Here is a 14,938-nt window from a genome sequence, read left to right as displayed (position 1 = left end):
TTTTGCAGGTCGGGCAAGCGTCAGGGCTTGCCCGCTTCCAGCGCCATATGCCGCGTCCGGCGCGACTGGACAATCCAATTGTAGACGGCACCGAGCGCCATCAGCACCGATGTGCCGAGAAACACCGACGGCATGCCGAAATGGCCGCCGACAAAACCGCCGGCCAGCGGTCCCGCGACCTGCCCGACATACTGCGCCGAGATCGCCAGGCCAAGCACGTTGCCGCCAACGCCGTCGGGGGTATTGTGCCTGATGACACTGGTGATGCAGGGCAGGAGGCCGCCCAACGCCAGACCCATCAGGAAACGCAGGCCGATAAGCTGCCAGCTGTTGGTGACAAAAGCCTGCGGGATGAGCAGCAGCGCCGAGACGACCAGGGCTCCCACGACAACGTTCCAGTGTCCGATCCGGTCCGCGAGCTTGCCGAGCCAGGACGCCGACAGGATGGTGCCGAGCGCGGCCGCCGACATCACAACGCCGGCGACGAGCGTCACCCGGCTCTGGTCCTCGATGAGTTGCTGCACATAGACGGTGATGATCGGCTCGATCGACATCGTCGCGAAGGCGAGCAGCATGCCGGTGGTCAGCATGGCCGCCACCGGGCGCTTGTCCGGGATCTGCGACCAGCCGCTTTTCGGCTTTGCCGCCGGCGCGGCCTCGGCCGGCCTTGGGCGCGGGCTTTCCTTGATGAGGAAGGTCGTCGCCAGGAAGGCGAGGAAGATCACGCCGCCCGACAAGAGGAAGGTGGCGCGAATGCCGATCACCGGCGGCAGCACGCCGCCGAGCAACGGGCCGACCAGCGAGCCCGCCGTGATGCCCGCCGACAAGACGCCAAGCGCCCAGCCGGAGCGCTCCTTCGGCGTCTGCATGGCAACCAATATGGTTGAACCCGAGGAATAGCCGCCGGCGAAGCCGATCAGCAGGCGCAGCAGAACCAATTGCCAGACCGTCTCGACCATACCTGTCAGCGACATGCAGATCGCCATGCCGAAGGAGGCGCGGACCAGCATCACCTTGCGGCCGTAGCGGTCGCCCAGGCGTCCCCACAGCGGCGCGACCATTGCCGCGGCGAAGAAGGTGGCGCCATAGGCGATGCCGGACCACTGCACGATCGCGGCATGACCCTGTGCGCCGAGCTGTTCGACATAGAGCGGCAGGAAGGGCAAAAGCAGGGTCATGGCGATGAGCGTGCTGAACGAGCCCGCGAAACAGACGGCAAGATTGCGCCGCCAGTGAATGTTGTAGCCGCTCTGCCGCGTGTCTTTCTGTGTCATGTCCTGCCTGCCTGGTATCGGCGCTTGTTGCGGATACCATTTTGGGATACCAACCTGGTATCCGTCATGAACTTCAAGCCCGCAGCTGTCAATGCGGCTTCGGAAAGGATGCGCGATGTCGCAGATGCAGAATGTCGAACGGCAGCTTCGCGAGATGATTCTGGCGCTCGAGGTCGGCCCGGGAGAGCGGCTGACCGAACGCTGGATCGAAGGCCGTTTCGGCGCCTCGCGCACGCCGGTCAGGGCGGCACTTCTGCGGCTGGAGACTGAGGGGCTGGTCGGCAGGGACGGGCGCGGCTGGACGGTCTCGCCAATCAACCTGGCCGAACTCGAGCAGATCGCGGTCTATCGCGAGGCGGTCGAGGTCGCGGCGCTGCGGCTGACGTGCGGGCAGGCAGACAAGAGCGCCATCGATGTCATCGAGGCGATGCTCGATTCCTGCGACGAAAGTACCCCGCGTGAGGAATGGCATCGTGTCGGCATGGATTTTCACATCGAGCTGGCGCGGCTCTCCGGCAACGAATTCCTGTTCCGGGCGGTTCGCGACGCCATGACGCGGCTGTCGCGCGCCCGCTGGCTGGAAGTGCGTGACGAAACGGCCCTTGGCCGTGCCTGGCTCGAACATCGCGCCATCCTTGCCGCGACACGCCTTGGCCAGGCCGATGAAGCCGCGCGGCTGCTGTCGGCCCACATCGTCGGCAGCCGTGATCGGCTGGTGACGTCGCTTGCCAACGACCGACGTGGCCTTCGCGCCAGGGGGTTTGCCGTCGTCGCCGCCTAGTGCGGTCTATGCAGCGCAGCATTCGCCGGAAAACAGGCGGCATCTGACGCGAAGCGCACTTTCGGCCTCGCTTCAAGCAAGCCGATGGCGTAAGAGCGGCGATGGAAAACAATCGGTTTGAAACACCCGTGACCGTCAAGTCCGTCACGGCGGGAAGCACTCAGCTCTTGCGTTCGGCAAGGGAAGCTTCCGATTACCTGCTCAACAGCTGGCCCGGCAAGCGCAGCGCCAAGCATCGTGCGGCGCTGCAGGCCTGCCACGACGCACTCGCCGGCGACAAGCCGGCGATGAATGCCCGACGCGCTTTCATCGCCGCGGCGCGGGAGGTGGATGTTTTCATCAGTGACAAGGCGCCAGCCTGACATAGGCTGATACCGACAATTCGGATTGAGGCACGGCCCGCATTCGCGGGCCGCATGCCGTTACTCCTCGGTTTTGGTCTCCGTCTCGGTCTCGGTCTCGGGCTTCGAACGTTCGCGGGCGGCAACCTTGGCCGCCAGCTTTTCAGCCTTCTTGGCCGCTTTCTGGCGGTCACGCTCCTTGCGTTCCTGATCGTAGTTGGGTGCTCGCGCCATATCGGCTCCTTTTATCACTGCCTTGCGGCCCTGAACCTGCCTAGGAGCATTAGCCGTCAAACACAACAGCTGAAGCGACAATGCCTGGGTGCTTGCTGGAAGAGATGCGGGGGCTTGCCAGATGGGCGCCACAATGATGTAGGAAATGCGGGGCGCCAATGAATTGAGAGCTGCCTGTTTGTTTTGATCAAGTGACCGATGGCCACAATTTCGCGGACCGCAGCAAGAGTTTTCTATTATGCGAGAAACGTCGTGCGCGATGTCGCTCCGCAAACGCTGTTTCGCGCAAGGCTGGCCGACCGGCTCGAAAGGGCGAGGCTTTCCGGTGAGGCGGCGCGCCGCAGGCTGAATTACTACAATAAGCTGCAGGATTGTTTCGCGCCAAGCGCCAATGCCAAGCGCATCAGCAAGCTGCCGTTCACGCCGACCATGTACTATTACGACCTGAAGGAATTCGCCCGCTATTTCGATCCGGATTTGTTCATCGACCTCGAATTCGGCGACGTCAGGAACGTGCCTAAGGTGCCCGCTATCGTCAAGGATCGGCCAATCTGCGATGACGACCGGAACGCCGTCATCATGAAGCTCGACAAGTTTCGTCACTTCCAGATGCCGGCTGACACCATTGCGTTCGCCGACAAGCTGCCGACCGTGGTCTGGCGCGGCGATCTCAACAACCCGATCAGGACAAGATTCCTCAAGGCAGTGCGCGACCTGCCGTTCTGCGATGCCGGCTCGCACAAGCCGAACGCGCCGGCCGAATACGCCAAGCCTTTTCTCAGCATCAGCCAGCACCAGCGCTACCGCTACATCGTCTCGCTCGAAGGCAATGATGTAGCGACCAACCTCAAATGGATCATGAACTCGAAGTCGCTTTGCCTGATGCCACCGCCGACTTATGAGACATGGTTCGCGGAGCGGCAGCTCGAAGCCAATGTACACTATGTGCCGCTCGAGGCGGATTTCTCGAACCTTGCGGACCATGTGGCCTATTTCGAGCGGAATCCGGCCAAGGCGGAGCGCATCATCGCCGCCGCGAATGCCTATTGCCGGACTTTCGACGACGAGCGGACCGAACAGGCGATCTCTCTGCTGGTGCTCTACAAATACTTCGTGCTCTCGGGCCAGATCAAACCTGATGCCGAGGTGTGGCGCTACATAACGGGCTAGTTGCCGGGCACCTCGTCTCGGCCGGCTGCCACGTGTTCGGGCAGCGCTGGATTGCGTGGCCCAATCATGCGATCATGCCGAGGGAACCGTCCCGGCCGTCATTTGTTTAATCGCGTTTATCTCTGATCAAAAGAACGATGGCCACCATAAAACGAACGACCGCAAAGGTCTTTTACTACGCGCGAAACGTGATCCGCGATATCGCACCCCAGGCGATCTTCCGACGACGGTTGGCGGGCCGCCTGGAACAGGCCAGGCTCTCGGATGAGGCCGTGCGCCGACGGCTGAATCACTACAACAAGCTGCAGGACGCTTTTACGCCAAGCGCGGATGCCGTGCGTATCGACCAGCTGCCTTTTGAACCGAGCATGTACTATTACGACTTGAAGGAATTTGCCCGCTATTTCGATCCGTCACTGCTCATCGACCTGAAGTTCGGCGACGTAAAAGGCGTGCCCGAGCTGCCGACGCTCGTCAAGGACCGGCCGATCCGCGCCGACAACGGCAACGCCGTCGTCATGAAGTTCAATAAGTTCCGCCATTTTCACATGCCCACCGACGCCGTCGTCTTCACCGACAAACGCCCGGCTGTGGTCTGGCGCGGCGACCTCAACAATCCGATCCGGACACGGTTCCTGGATGTCGCGCGCGACTTGCCGTTCTGCGACGTCGGTTCGCACAAGCGCAATGCACCGGCTGCGTACAGCAAGCCCTTCCTCAGCATCAGCCAGCACCTGCGCTATCGCTACATCGTCTCGTTGGAGGGCAATGACGTGGCGACCAACCTCAAATGGATCATGAACTCCAACTCGCTCTGTCTGATGCCGCCGCCGACCTACGAGACATGGTTTGGCGAGAGCCAGCTCGAGGCTGGAGTCCACTATGCGCCGCTCGACCCGGACTTCTCCGATCTCCGTGAAAAGGTAGATTATTTCGAACGGCATCCGGCCGCGGCGGAGCGCATCATCGCCACGGCCAATGCCTACTGCCGCAAATTTTCCAATGAACTGGACGAGCAGGCGATCTCCCTGCTCGTCCTCTACAAATATTTCGTGCTCGGCGGCCAGATCGAACCCGATCCCGAACTCTGGCGGTTCATCGAGAGCTAGCTCTCGCTCTCGACCTGACGCTGATCAGATATCGCTGCGGTCGAGAACCAGATCGGCGGGGCCGAAACGATCCTTCGCTGTCAGTTGCTGGTGCCAGTAGGGGTAGAGCAGGGGCGGCCGGCTTACGGCGTCGAGACGCTGGCGTTCCTCGGTGCCGAGCTCCAGGGCGGCGGCCGCGAGATTGTCCTTCAGCTGGACGTCATTGCGGGCGCCGATCACCAGCGAGGAGACGGCAGGGCGGCCGAGCAGCCAGGCGAGCGCCACCTGTGCCGCCGAAACACCACGATCCCTGCCGATCTCGACCAGCACATCGACGATCCGCCAGAGCCGGTCCTCGTCGCGGATCGGCGGCTCGGACCAGCCGGCGAGCTGGCGGGCGGTCGGGCTGTCGCGGCGGTATTTACCCGACAGCAGGCCGCCGGCGAGCGGGCTCCAGACCAGCACGCCCAGCCCCTGGTCGATCGAGATCGGCAGCAGTTCGTACTCGGCCTCGCGCGCTTCCAGCGTATAGTGGATCTGCTGGGTGACGAAGCGTTGCTGGTGGCGGCTGTCGCTGATGGAAAGCGCCTTCATCACTTGCCAGCCCGAATAGTTGGAGCAGCCGATGTAGCGCACCTTGCCCTGGCTGACCAAAGTGTCGAGCGCGGCAACGGTTTCCTCGAGCGGGGTGAGGCCGTCCCACTGGTGGACGAAATAGATGTCGATGACATCGGTCTTCAATCGCTTCAGGCTTCTCTCGCATTCACGGATCAGATGATGGCGCGACAGGCCCTCGTCGTTCGGGCCCTTGCCGATCCGCATCCGGGCCTTGGACCCGATCAGCACGTCGTTCTTGCGCTTGCCGCCGAGCGCTTCGCCTATGATCTCTTCCGACAGGCCGTTCGAATAGACATTCGCGGTGTCGATGAGGTTGATGCCGGCGTCGATGCACATGTCGATCATCCGCTTTGCTTCGGCGAGATCGCTGTTGCCGACCGCGGCGAAAGGCCCGGCGCCGCCGAAGGTCATTGTGCCAAGCGTCAGTGTCGAAACCTTCAGGCCGGAACGGCCAAGGGTGCGGTATTCCATGTCAGATCCTCACGATTTTGTTGAAGAGGCGTGCCGCCAAGGGGCAGGCCTGGAACGCGACCGGGGATTTGTAGGACAATTCGGTCGGCTTGTCGCCATGCGATGACGCCGATCGATCATGCGTCGCGAAATTTGCACCGGCGGCAAATCGCGCCCGGGCTGCAATAAAACCGTCACCGCCGGCCTATATTGAAGTCGGCTCAGGTGTTTCCATTCCCGGCCGCTGGCAGCAATTTGGGGACGCCCCAGGGAACCGACAGGCTTGCAAGCGGAGCAGTTGATATGACCGAGCTAAGACAGAATTCCCCTGCCAAGGACTGGCTTGAAGCTGAACTCGCCGACACGCTCGACGAAGATTATGAACTCGAATTGTCGGAACCGGCGCTGTCGATGGAGATCGCCAAGATCTACAAGAACTCGCATCCGCCTTCGATCGATCGCATGCAGTATTTTCGCGACTTGATCACCCTGCAGTCCGAATTGATCAAGCTGCAATCCTGGGTCGCCTATCACAAGAAGAAACTGGTGGTGATTTTCGAGGGCCGCGATTCCGCCGGCAAGGGTGGCGTCATCAAGCGCATAACCCAGCGGCTCAATCCGCGTATCTGTCGCGTCGTGGCGCTTCCGGCGCCGACCGAACGCGAGAAGTCGCAATGGTATTTCCAGCGCTATGTCCCGCATTTGCCCGCAGGCGGCGAGATCGTGCTGTTCGACCGCTCCTGGTATAACCGCTCCGGCGTCGAGCGGGTGATGGGCTTCGCCAGCCCCGATCAGGTCGAGGAGTTTTTCCACGACGTGCCGGAGTTCGAGCGCATGCTGGTGCGCTCCGGCGTCACCGTGGTCAAATACTGGTTCTCGATCACCGATGAGGAACAGCAGATGCGCTTCCTGATGCGCATCCACGATCCGATGAAGCAGTGGAAACTGTCGCCGATGGACCTACAGTCGCGGGTGCGCTGGGAGCAGTACACCAAGGCCAAGGAAGAAACCTTCGCCCGCACCAACATTCCCGAAGCGCCCTGGTACATCGTCGAGGGCAACGACAAGAAGCGGGCACGCCTGAACTGCATCGACCATCTGCTCAAGCAACTGCCATATGAAGAGGTGCCGCACGAGGAGATCACGCTGCCGGAGCGCGTTTTCAACCCGGAATACGAACGCCAGGTCCTGCCGCGCGAGCTTTACGTGCCGGAGAAATATTGAGTGACCCTTCCTTCTCCCCGTCACTATACGGGGAGAAGGTGCCGGCAGGCGGATGAGGGGCGGCGCCGAGCTTAAGCCCGATTGATAACCACGTGCGTGGCCAGCGCCGTCGCCACCTGTTCGGTGCACGCGTAGCCAAGCTTGGGCATGTCAAGGCCGGCAAAAAGGTTCTCGCCCCGGCCAAGCAGCACAGGCGAAATCGCCAGGTGCATCTCGTCAATCAGCTTCTCCTGGAGATACTGGCGGATCGTATCGACGCCGCCGCCGACCCGCACGTCCTTGCCGCCAGCCGCCGATCTCGCCTGCTCGAGCGCCGAATGGATGCCGTCGGTGACGAAATGGAAATTCGTGCCCCCTTCCATGGTGATAGACGCCCGCTTGTGGTGCGTCAGCACGAAAACCGGCACATGGTAGGGCGGGTTGTCGCCCCACCAGCCCTTCCACTTGTCGTCAGGCCATTCTCCGCGGATCGGCCCGAACATGTTGCGACCCAGGATCCAGGCGCCGACATTCTCGAAGCTGCGCGCCGCGAACGCCTCGTTGGTATCGGTGGTGCCGCCATCTTGTCCGAGCACCATCTTGCGGAAGGTGCGGGTGTCGACAAACCACTTGTGCAAGGATCCTCCGCCGATGCCGAGCGGATTTTGCAGATCCTGATCAGGACCGGCGCCATAGCCGTCGAGCGAGAGGGTAAACGCGTTGACACGAAGTTTTGACATGAAGACCTCCTCGATAACCAGTTGTAATTTGCAAGTGGTTTTCTTTTAGCAAACTGATTGCGAATGGCAAGCGGTATTTTCGGATCGAAAGTATGTATCCGGACCTTTGCCGCCAGGCGATGTCGGGACTGTTTTTAGCGATCGGCCCGGACGGCCAGTGACGGCCGCCCAGGCCGCCGCGATATCAGCTCATTCGCCCGTCAGTTCCATGAAGCGGATGTGGTTGCTGAACGGGTCGATGACCTCCACCGTCAGCCGGCCGTCTTCATGCTCCAGGCCGGGATTCATGTAGCGGTACTCCTTGCCGGCAAGCTCTTTGTGGAAGTCGCGGATGCCTGCCATATAAACGACCATGTTGCCGCCAGGCGTCGCGTCGCCCGCATGTTCGGACAGGTGCAGTGCAAGGTTGCCACGCGAGACTTGGGTATAGAGAGGGGAACTTTCCCCATAGCGGTGCTCCCAGTCCACGGTGAAGCCGAGGAAGCCTAGGTAGAATTCGTGCGCCTTGGCGACGTCGAAGATGCGAACGATCGGCGCAGTTCGCTCAAAGACGATCTTGTCTTGGCCGGCAGGCGGCGCTTCGATCTTCGCCGACAGAATATTCCAGCTCGCCAGTCCAAACTGGCGCGCGACGATCTCCAGGGCGTCACTGTGGCTGATCGTCAGGTCGCGGGCGGCAAGCGCCTCCCGCATGGCTTTCGCCATGGTCTTGGCATCGCGATAGGCAAGCATGTCCGTTTCCTCGGGTCACGGCGAAGCCTTCGTCAGTGCCCGCATTGCCGACGCCTTCGCCCGACGGTGAAACGGGTCAGGGAGCATCCTCTGGAGGCGTTCGCCATACCTCTTTGTCCGAGGTGCGGGCTGCCGGCCGCCTCCGGCCGTGCGACTATCATAGCCGCGGCTGCCGGTTTTTGTCAGCGGGAATTCGAAGGAACCGCCGACCGATCGAAAGAGTGGTGACACCTACTGAAAGGCATTGCCCGGGAAGTCGGGGCTAGCCCTTCAGCATCACAGCCACTTCGGGCGCGAAATAGGTCAGGATGCCATCGCAGCCGGCACGCTTGAAGGCGAGCAGCGATTCCAGCATCGCCTTCTCGCCATCGATCCAGCCATTTGCACCCGCCGCCTTGATCATCGAATATTCGCCCGACACCTGGTAGGCGAAGGTCGGCATCTGGAATTCGTCCTTCAGCCGGCGGATGATGTCGAGATAGGGCAGGCCGGGCTTGACCATCAGCATGTCGGCGCCCTCGGCGATGTCCTGTTCGGCCTCGCGCACCGCCTCGTCCGAATTCGCGTGGTCGATATAGTAGGTCTTCTTGTCGCCCTTGAGCAGGCCGGCGGTGCCGACCGCCTCGCGATAGGGGCCGTAGAAGGCCGAGGCGAATTTGGTGGCGTAGGACATGATCGCCACGTCCTGAAAACCGTTGGCGTCGAGCGCGTCGCGGATGGCGCCGATACGGCCGTCCATCATGTCCGAAGGCGCGATGATGTCGGCACCGGCCGCCGCCTGGATGACGGCAGCCGCCGCGACCTGTTCCACGGTTTCGTCATTGACGATGATGCCGTCGCGCAGGATGCCGTCATGGCCATGGCTGGTGAACGGGTCGAGCGCGGCATCGGTGATGATGCCGATCTCGGGCACCGCGTCCTTTATCGCGCGGGTGGCGCGGTTGATGATGTTTTCCGGGTCGAGGATGTGCGAGCCTGTCTGGTCGCGCAGGCCGAGATCGACATTGGGGAAAGTGGCTAGTGCCGGAATGCCGAGCTTGGCAGCGCGTTCGGCTTCCTTGACGGCAAGGTCGACCGAAAGGCGGAAAACGCCGGGCATGGCGGCGATCGGTTCGCGGACATTTCTGCCCTCGACGACGAAGATCGGCCAGATCAGGTCGTCGACCGAAAGCCGGTTCTCCTGCACGAGCCTGCGCGACCAGTCGGCCTTGCGCATGCGGCGCAGGCGGCGGCTGCCGGTGACGTCGTCGACGCTGCGCGCGCCGGCAGGTTTTGCTGGGGTGAATTTGTTCATGGCCAAAACTCCGGATCGACGGCTTTTACCACGAGCCCCTGGTGCTGACCAATGCGACACGTTTGTGCCAGGGGTCAAAGCTGCCACAGCGCTGTCCCACCACGCCTATTGGGTCAGGGCTGCCCATTACCCGAAAGGATCTGCGCCGCGCCTCCGATGGCGACACGGAACGCCTCGTCGAAGCTGACCCCACGCACCTGCCAACGATAGGTCTTGCCGTGATCGGCCAGCCGCCAATCGGCGATCCAGCCGAATTCCTTGTCGCTCCATACGATGCTGCCGGCGAGCGCTCTGGCGCCACCGGCCTGTTTGGCCAGCCGATCGAGCCTTGCCATGCCGGCCGCGCGCAACGCTTCTTCGCTCAGGTCCCCAAGCTGCGCGGCCTTCGGAAAGACGACATGCATCAGTGTTGGACCGGTGGCATTGACGAAGGATTCGCGCATCGTCTCGCCACGCTTTTCCTCGGCCGTCAGTGCGAAATGCTGAGCGCCCTGTTCGGTCGTGAGAAAGACGGTGAGCGTCGCCCGCTCGCCAAGCCAGGGTTTGCTGCCGAGCGACGCCAGCACCTTGTCGATCACATCAGGCTTGTAGAGGCAGGTGAGGTCATGCGGCCGGTCATGCGTGCCTTGCTCGTCATGGATCGGAATGCCTTCCAGCCGGTCGCGGTACCGGAACGAGTCGACAAAGCTGCCGGCCTTGTCGCGCAGCGCGTCCATTTCGCGTCTGGCAAGCAGCCGCTGATCGCCCGAAACACGGACGAGGACCTTGTCGAGGCAAGTCCTGAAGCCGAGCTGACGGTTTTCTTCACCCTGGCCGGTGACGATGGTCTGCGATTGGTAAAGATCGCCGAGGTCGGTTGCCTTGGCGGGGACATTGCTTGCCCACGACGCAGACAGGCAACTCAGTACAAGGACAAGGCGCAAAAACTGCGGCATATGGCTCACTATCCGGCTCTCAGCCTGTCGTAATGGCTGCCAACGTCTAGCATCGGCCACCGCGTGCCGCCAAGACCGCGGCCGACAGGCTGCTGCCATTGACGCACCCATGCGCCGCCTTTAGCACTTCAGTCCCGCAGGCGCGGGGACAAGGATTCTCTGGCGATGGATTTTGGTGGAGGCGACGAAATTCGCTTCGAAAGGATGGGCAGGGCCGGCGTCGTCACGCTGACGCGGCCGCAGGCACTCAATGCCGTCACCCATCGCATGGTCAAGGCGCTGGACAAGGCCTTGCGTTCCTGGGAGCGCGACGACGGCGTGGACGTCGTCGCCGTCAAGGCCGAGGGCAGGGCGTTTTCGGCTGGAGGCGACATCCTGCACATCTACGAAGCCGGCCGGGCCGGAAAGCCGCCGGTCGAGTTCTTCGCCGACGAGTATCGGCTCAACGCCTATATCGCGCGTTTCAAGAAACCCTATGTCGCCCTCATCGATGGCATCGTCATGGGCGGCGGAGTCGGCATTTCCTTTCACGGCTCGCATCGGGTGATGACCGAAAATGCGCAGTTCGCGATGCCTGAGGTCGGCATCGGCTTTTTCCCCGATGTCGGCGCCAGTCATCTGCTGCCCGATCTCGGTGGTTCCTTCGGCATGTACCTGGCGCTGACAGGCAACCGCATCCGCTATGGCGATGCCCTGTGGTCGGGGCTGGCCACCCACACCATCAAGACCGAAGACCAGGCAAGCTTCCTCGACCGGCTGGCGCTGACGGGCGATCCGGAATCGGTGCTGCGCGGTTTCTTTGTCCCAGCCAAGCGGGAGACGGACAGGCCGATCCTGGAGGCGATCGCCCGTCATTTCGCCCAGCCGTCGCTGCCGGATCTCATCGACAGCCTGGATCGCGCCGGCAAGGACGAGTTCGCAGCCAAAACTCTGGCGACGATCCGCATGCGCTCGCCGACCAGCCTTCGCGTCGCCTGGCGGCAGATCAGCGCCGGGCAGACATTGTCGATGGACGACTGCATGAGGATGGAGTTCCGCATCCTGAACCGCATGCTGGCCGGCCACGATTTCTACGAAGGCATCCGTGCCGCCATCATCGACAAGGGCTCGAAGCCGCAATGGCGGCCGGCAAAGATCGATGCGGTCGCCGAGGCGGACGTCGAGGCCTATTTCGCTCCGCTCGGCGATCGGGAGCTTGGGCTGTGAGCGAGGCGACATCGAGACGCGTCGTCCTGCAGCCCTCGGCGGTCGAGGTGATCTTCGCCTGGTTCCAGCGCGTCATTGCAGGCTACTGCCTGATGTTCGGCGTCCTGTACTGGATCAAGCTGATCGGATTCTATCCGGGCTCGCTGTGGCGCTTCGACCTTATGCCGGTGCATTGGCAGGTGGCGGCGGTGATGCTCGCCGTGTTCTTTCCCTTCGCCGCGGCCGGCTTGTGGATGCTGGCGTCCTGGGGGCCGGTGATCTGGTTCATATGCGCGGTCACCGAGACGGTCATGTATGCCGGCTTTCCCGAGCTTTTCGGCCATCGTCTCCTGATCCTCGTCTCGCATGCCTGCGTGGCGCTGCTCTACATCGTCTTTCGCGTCGTCATCTACCTGCAGAAACGGCCGGCACGGCACTAAGCCATTGTGCGCGTTGGCGACTTGGCGATCGCCTCTATCCGGCCCCGCGGTCATTGCCTAAATCTTTAGGTTAATCATCCTTGCTCGGGTGACCGTTCGTTAAGCCTCTTCCGAAACCTCTTACCGGTAAGCTCTTGTTAGCCCTAGCGTTTAAGTCGAATTTTATGAGTATTCGATAGTGTCGCGATCAAGGTGAAAAACAAAAAATCACCAGGGCGACAAACGAGAGGCAAAGACAATGATCAATTCGCGTCCGGCGGCGAAGACCGCCAACGTTTCCGACGATCGCCGCGAGGCTATCCGTTCCCTGTACATGGAATCGCTGCAGCTGGTCGAGCGCCTGCACCGCCGTCTGCTTGATGTCATCAAGGACGAATTCGACCGCAACGGCCGTTCCGACATCAACGCCATCCAGGCGCTGCTGCTCTTCAACATCGGCAATTCCGAGCTGACCGCCGGCGAGCTGCGTTCGCGTGGCTACTATCTCGGCTCGAACGTCTCCTACAATCTGAAGAAGCTGGTCGATCTCGGCTTCATCAACCACCAGCGCTCGCGCATCGACCGCCGTTCGGTCCGCGTTTCGCTGACGCCGAAGGGCAATGAAGTGGCTGATGTGGTCGCCGGTCTCTATGAGCGTCATGTCGGCTCGATCGAACAGGTCGGCGGTATCAACACCGACGAGTTCAAGCAGATGAACCGCGCCCTGCAGCGCCTCGACCGCTTTTGGAACGACACGATTGCCTATCGGATGTAAGACCACCCAGGAAACCGAGCCGCGCCGCAGAAGCGCGGCCGAAACAGCGACCTCCAGTCAGGGCCGGTGCCGAAAAGCACCGGTCTTTTCTTTCTTGCGTCCGGCCAAAGCAAATTACGGGCCAAGGCCACGTTGCCGCCATATTCCAATGGAACCGAGAGTGGCAGTGATGCTGTGGTGAAGACCATGCGTCCACCCGCAACCGTGTCGCGCCTATGCCTTTGTCGCCGATGTGATACGGACCATGGTTGGCTAATTGTTAAGATTGCCGATTTTAGAGTGCGGGCGAGATCGCGCGATGATCGACGCAGCAAGTGATCGAACGCTACAAGAATGTCTGGAACGTCCATGAGAACCAGCCGCCGTTTTTTCCTTTCCGGAGCCTCCGCGCTCGCAGCCGCCATGGTGGCCGGCCGTGCGAATGCGCAGGATGTGATCGGGGATATCCTGAAATCCTCGGCCCGCGGCAACTGGGATGATCAGTTCGATGCGCGCGCCAGCGAAGGCGGCAAGGTGGCCTCGACGCTGCCAATCTTCAGCCCGCAGACCGTCGCCTTCACCGAGCAGGCGGTCGCGCAGTATCAGAACATCGTCTCGCAGGGCGGCTGGACGGACGTACCCGCGACCAAGAAGCTTCAGCTCGGCGTCGACGATCCGGACGTGGTGCCGCTTCGCAAGCGCCTGATGGTTGCTGGCGACCTGTCGCAGAGTGCCGGCATTTCGACGGCCTTCGATTCCTATGTCGATTCGGCGGTCAAGCGCTTCCAGTTGCGCCATGGCCTGCCGGCTGACGGCTCGATGGGCAAATACACCTACGCCGCGATGAACGTGTCGGCGCAGATCCGGCTTGGCCAGCTGCAGACCAATCTGCAGCGCCTGAAGGAGAAGGCCGGTACGCTGGGCAGCCGCTACGTGCTGGTCGACATTCCGGCCGCGCAGATCGAAGCGGTCGAGAACGACCGCGTCGTGCTTCGCCACACCGCGATCGTCGGCAAGATCGATCGCCAGACGCCGATCGTCAATTCCAAGATCAACGAGATCATCGTCAATCCGTACTGGAACGCACCGGTCTCGATCGTGCGCAAGGACATCATTCCGCTGATGCGGAAGAATCCCGATTATCTCAAGAACAGCCACATCCGCCTGTTCGCGCCCGATGGCAGTGAAGTCGATCCGATGAATGTCGACTGGTCGACGGACGATGCCGAAAAGTACCGTTTCCGCCAGGATCCCGGTTCGGAAAACGCCATGGCCTCGGTCAAGATCAATTTCCCGAGCCCGGACGGAGTCTACATGCATGACACGCCGCAGCAGAGCCTGTTCGGCAAGATGATGCGCTTCGATTCCTCGGGCTGCGTGCGCGTCCAGAACGTGCGCGATCTCGTCACCTGGATCCTGCGCGACACGCCCGGCTGGGATCGCCAGCATTTCGAGGCGGCTATCAAGACTGGTCAGAACACACCGATCCAGGTCACCAACCCGGTGCCGGTGCATTTCCTCTATCTCTCGGCATGGTCGACGGGACCTGGCGTCGTCCAGTTCCGCGACGACGTCTATGCGCTCGATGGCGCCAGCGAGCTGCAGATCACGTCTTCTCTCTAACTGGCTGATACTTTTGAAAAAAAGCCGCTCTCAGAGCGGCTTTTTTGTTGCGGACGCCGTCAGATCGAGCCTTCGACCGGCTGGACGAAGTTCCAGC

Annotated in this window: 16 protein-coding genes; 9 read left to right on the top strand and 7 right to left on the bottom strand. The window is 61.8% G+C overall.

All coding sequences use genetic code 11. The features are described from left to right. Nucleotides 1–20: 20 nt before the first annotated feature. Nucleotides 21–1,274, bottom strand: coding sequence for an MFS transporter (locus EN804_RS04830; protein WP_135918747.1), 1,254 nt, complete (start codon nt 1,272–1,274; stop codon nt 21–23). A gap of 115 nt (nt 1,275–1,389) precedes the next feature. Here EN804_RS04830 and EN804_RS04825 point away from each other — a divergent pair, with 115 nt between their 5' ends. After that, nucleotides 1,390–2,055 (top strand): GntR family transcriptional regulator, encoded by a 666-nt coding sequence (locus tag EN804_RS04825; RefSeq protein ID WP_135918746.1) that lies wholly within the window; start codon nt 1,390–1,392, stop codon nt 2,053–2,055. Nucleotides 2,056–2,156: 101 nt separating this feature from the next. Beyond that, nucleotides 2,157–2,417: a DUF982 domain-containing protein gene (locus tag EN804_RS04820; RefSeq protein ID WP_027146689.1), complete on the top strand. Its 261-nt coding sequence runs from the start codon at nt 2,157–2,159 to the stop codon at nt 2,415–2,417. A gap of 60 nt (nt 2,418–2,477) precedes the next feature. Here the strand turns inward: EN804_RS04820 and EN804_RS04815 are convergent, their stop codons facing one another. Next, entirely contained in the window at nt 2,478–2,630 is a 153-nt protein-coding gene (locus EN804_RS04815; RefSeq protein ID WP_127281008.1) for a hypothetical protein, read from the bottom strand. Between the two features lie 198 nt (nt 2,631–2,828). Between EN804_RS04815 and EN804_RS04810 the strand changes: the two genes are divergently transcribed. Both EN804_RS04810 and EN804_RS04805 read left to right on the top strand, forming a co-directional pair. Beyond that, on the top strand, nt 2,829–3,800 hold the full coding sequence (locus tag EN804_RS04810; RefSeq protein WP_135918745.1) for a glycosyl transferase family 90: 972 nt from the start codon (nt 2,829–2,831) through the stop codon (nt 3,798–3,800). Nucleotides 3,801–3,937: 137 nt separating this feature from the next. Continuing rightward, nucleotides 3,938–4,909 (top strand): glycosyl transferase family 90, encoded by a 972-nt coding sequence (locus tag EN804_RS04805; RefSeq protein ID WP_135918744.1) that lies wholly within the window; start codon nt 3,938–3,940, stop codon nt 4,907–4,909. A gap of 24 nt (nt 4,910–4,933) precedes the next feature. Here the strand turns inward: EN804_RS04805 and EN804_RS04800 are convergent, their stop codons facing one another. After that, nucleotides 4,934–5,977, bottom strand: coding sequence for an aldo/keto reductase (locus tag EN804_RS04800; protein WP_135918743.1), 1,044 nt, complete (start codon nt 5,975–5,977; stop codon nt 4,934–4,936). Nucleotides 5,978–6,259: 282 nt separating this feature from the next. On the opposite strand from EN804_RS04800, the gene ppk2 reads away from it, so the two are divergent. Further along, nucleotides 6,260–7,180, top strand: a complete 921-nt coding sequence (ppk2, locus tag EN804_RS04795) for a polyphosphate kinase 2 (RefSeq protein ID WP_127280737.1) — start codon at nt 6,260–6,262, stop codon at nt 7,178–7,180. A 71-nt stretch (nt 7,181–7,251) separates the two neighbouring features. Here the strand turns inward: ppk2 and EN804_RS04790 are convergent, their stop codons facing one another. The 4 genes from EN804_RS04790 to EN804_RS04775 form a co-directional block, all read right to left on the bottom strand. After that, complete coding sequence (locus EN804_RS04790) at nt 7,252–7,899, bottom strand: dihydrofolate reductase family protein (protein ID WP_135918742.1); 648 nt, start codon at nt 7,897–7,899, stop codon at nt 7,252–7,254. 189 nt (nt 7,900–8,088) lie between these two features. Continuing rightward, nucleotides 8,089–8,631, bottom strand: coding sequence for a glyoxalase superfamily protein (locus EN804_RS04785; protein WP_135918741.1), 543 nt, complete (start codon nt 8,629–8,631; stop codon nt 8,089–8,091). Between the two features lie 262 nt (nt 8,632–8,893). Next, nucleotides 8,894–9,925, bottom strand: a complete 1,032-nt coding sequence (gene hemB, locus EN804_RS04780) for a porphobilinogen synthase (protein ID WP_127280910.1) — start codon at nt 9,923–9,925, stop codon at nt 8,894–8,896. Between the two features lie 113 nt (nt 9,926–10,038). Continuing rightward, a complete protein-coding gene (locus EN804_RS04775) occupies nt 10,039–10,860 on the bottom strand; it encodes a DUF2066 domain-containing protein (RefSeq protein ID WP_135918740.1) in 822 nt (273 codons plus the stop codon). A 165-nt stretch (nt 10,861–11,025) separates the two neighbouring features. Here EN804_RS04775 and EN804_RS04770 point away from each other — a divergent pair, with 165 nt between their 5' ends. From EN804_RS04770 to EN804_RS04755, 4 genes are all read left to right on the top strand, one after another. After that, a complete protein-coding gene (locus EN804_RS04770; RefSeq protein WP_135915424.1) occupies nt 11,026–12,066 on the top strand; it encodes an enoyl-CoA hydratase/isomerase family protein in 1,041 nt (346 codons plus the stop codon). Then, nucleotides 12,063–12,485 carry a DUF6163 family protein gene (locus EN804_RS04765; protein WP_127279281.1) on the top strand — a complete coding sequence of 141 codons (423 nt, stop codon included), beginning with the start codon at nt 12,063–12,065 and terminating at the stop codon, nt 12,483–12,485. Before EN804_RS04770 ends, EN804_RS04765 begins: the two co-directional genes overlap by 4 nt. Before the next feature lie 238 nt (nt 12,486–12,723). Beyond that, nucleotides 12,724–13,239 (top strand): winged helix DNA-binding protein, encoded by a 516-nt coding sequence (locus tag EN804_RS04760; RefSeq protein ID WP_013896002.1) that lies wholly within the window; start codon nt 12,724–12,726, stop codon nt 13,237–13,239. Between the two features lie 348 nt (nt 13,240–13,587). Further along, nucleotides 13,588–14,841 (top strand): L,D-transpeptidase family protein, encoded by a 1,254-nt coding sequence (locus EN804_RS04755; protein WP_127279282.1) that lies wholly within the window; start codon nt 13,588–13,590, stop codon nt 14,839–14,841. Nucleotides 14,842–14,938 lie beyond the last annotated feature (97 nt).

The sequence above is a fragment of the Mesorhizobium sp. M8A.F.Ca.ET.161.01.1.1 genome (genome assembly GCF_004792105.1).
Lineage (GTDB): Bacteria > Pseudomonadota > Alphaproteobacteria > Rhizobiales > Rhizobiaceae > Mesorhizobium.
This window is presented reverse-complemented; position numbering and strand designations above follow the sequence as displayed.

Excerpts from the sequence above, each read along its gene's own strand:
- EN804_RS04830 (WP_135918747.1), bottom strand. The coding sequence starts at position 1,274 with ATGACACAGAAAGACACGCGGCAGAGCGGCTACAACATTCACTGGCGG.
- EN804_RS04825 (WP_135918746.1), top strand. The coding sequence starts at position 1,390 with ATGTCGCAGATGCAGAATGTCGAACGGCAGCTTCGCGAGATGATTCTG.
- EN804_RS04820 (WP_027146689.1), top strand. The coding sequence starts at position 2,157 with ATGGAAAACAATCGGTTTGAAACACCCGTGACCGTCAAGTCCGTCACG.
- EN804_RS04815 (WP_127281008.1), bottom strand. The coding sequence starts at position 2,630 with ATGGCGCGAGCACCCAACTACGATCAGGAACGCAAGGAGCGTGACCGC.
- EN804_RS04810 (WP_135918745.1), top strand. The coding sequence starts at position 2,829 with ATGGCCACAATTTCGCGGACCGCAGCAAGAGTTTTCTATTATGCGAGA.
- EN804_RS04805 (WP_135918744.1), top strand. The coding sequence starts at position 3,938 with ATGGCCACCATAAAACGAACGACCGCAAAGGTCTTTTACTACGCGCGA.
- EN804_RS04800 (WP_135918743.1), bottom strand. The coding sequence starts at position 5,977 with ATGGAATACCGCACCCTTGGCCGTTCCGGCCTGAAGGTTTCGACACTG.
- ppk2 (WP_127280737.1), top strand. The coding sequence starts at position 6,260 with ATGACCGAGCTAAGACAGAATTCCCCTGCCAAGGACTGGCTTGAAGCT.
- EN804_RS04790 (WP_135918742.1), bottom strand. The coding sequence starts at position 7,899 with ATGTCAAAACTTCGTGTCAACGCGTTTACCCTCTCGCTCGACGGCTAT.
- EN804_RS04785 (WP_135918741.1), bottom strand. The coding sequence starts at position 8,631 with ATGCTTGCCTATCGCGATGCCAAGACCATGGCGAAAGCCATGCGGGAG.
- hemB (WP_127280910.1), bottom strand. The coding sequence starts at position 9,925 with ATGAACAAATTCACCCCAGCAAAACCTGCCGGCGCGCGCAGCGTCGAC.
- EN804_RS04775 (WP_135918740.1), bottom strand. The coding sequence starts at position 10,860 with ATGCCGCAGTTTTTGCGCCTTGTCCTTGTACTGAGTTGCCTGTCTGCG.
- EN804_RS04770 (WP_135915424.1), top strand. The coding sequence starts at position 11,026 with ATGGATTTTGGTGGAGGCGACGAAATTCGCTTCGAAAGGATGGGCAGG.
- EN804_RS04760 (WP_013896002.1), top strand. The coding sequence starts at position 12,724 with ATGATCAATTCGCGTCCGGCGGCGAAGACCGCCAACGTTTCCGACGAT.
- EN804_RS04755 (WP_127279282.1), top strand. The coding sequence starts at position 13,588 with ATGAGAACCAGCCGCCGTTTTTTCCTTTCCGGAGCCTCCGCGCTCGCA.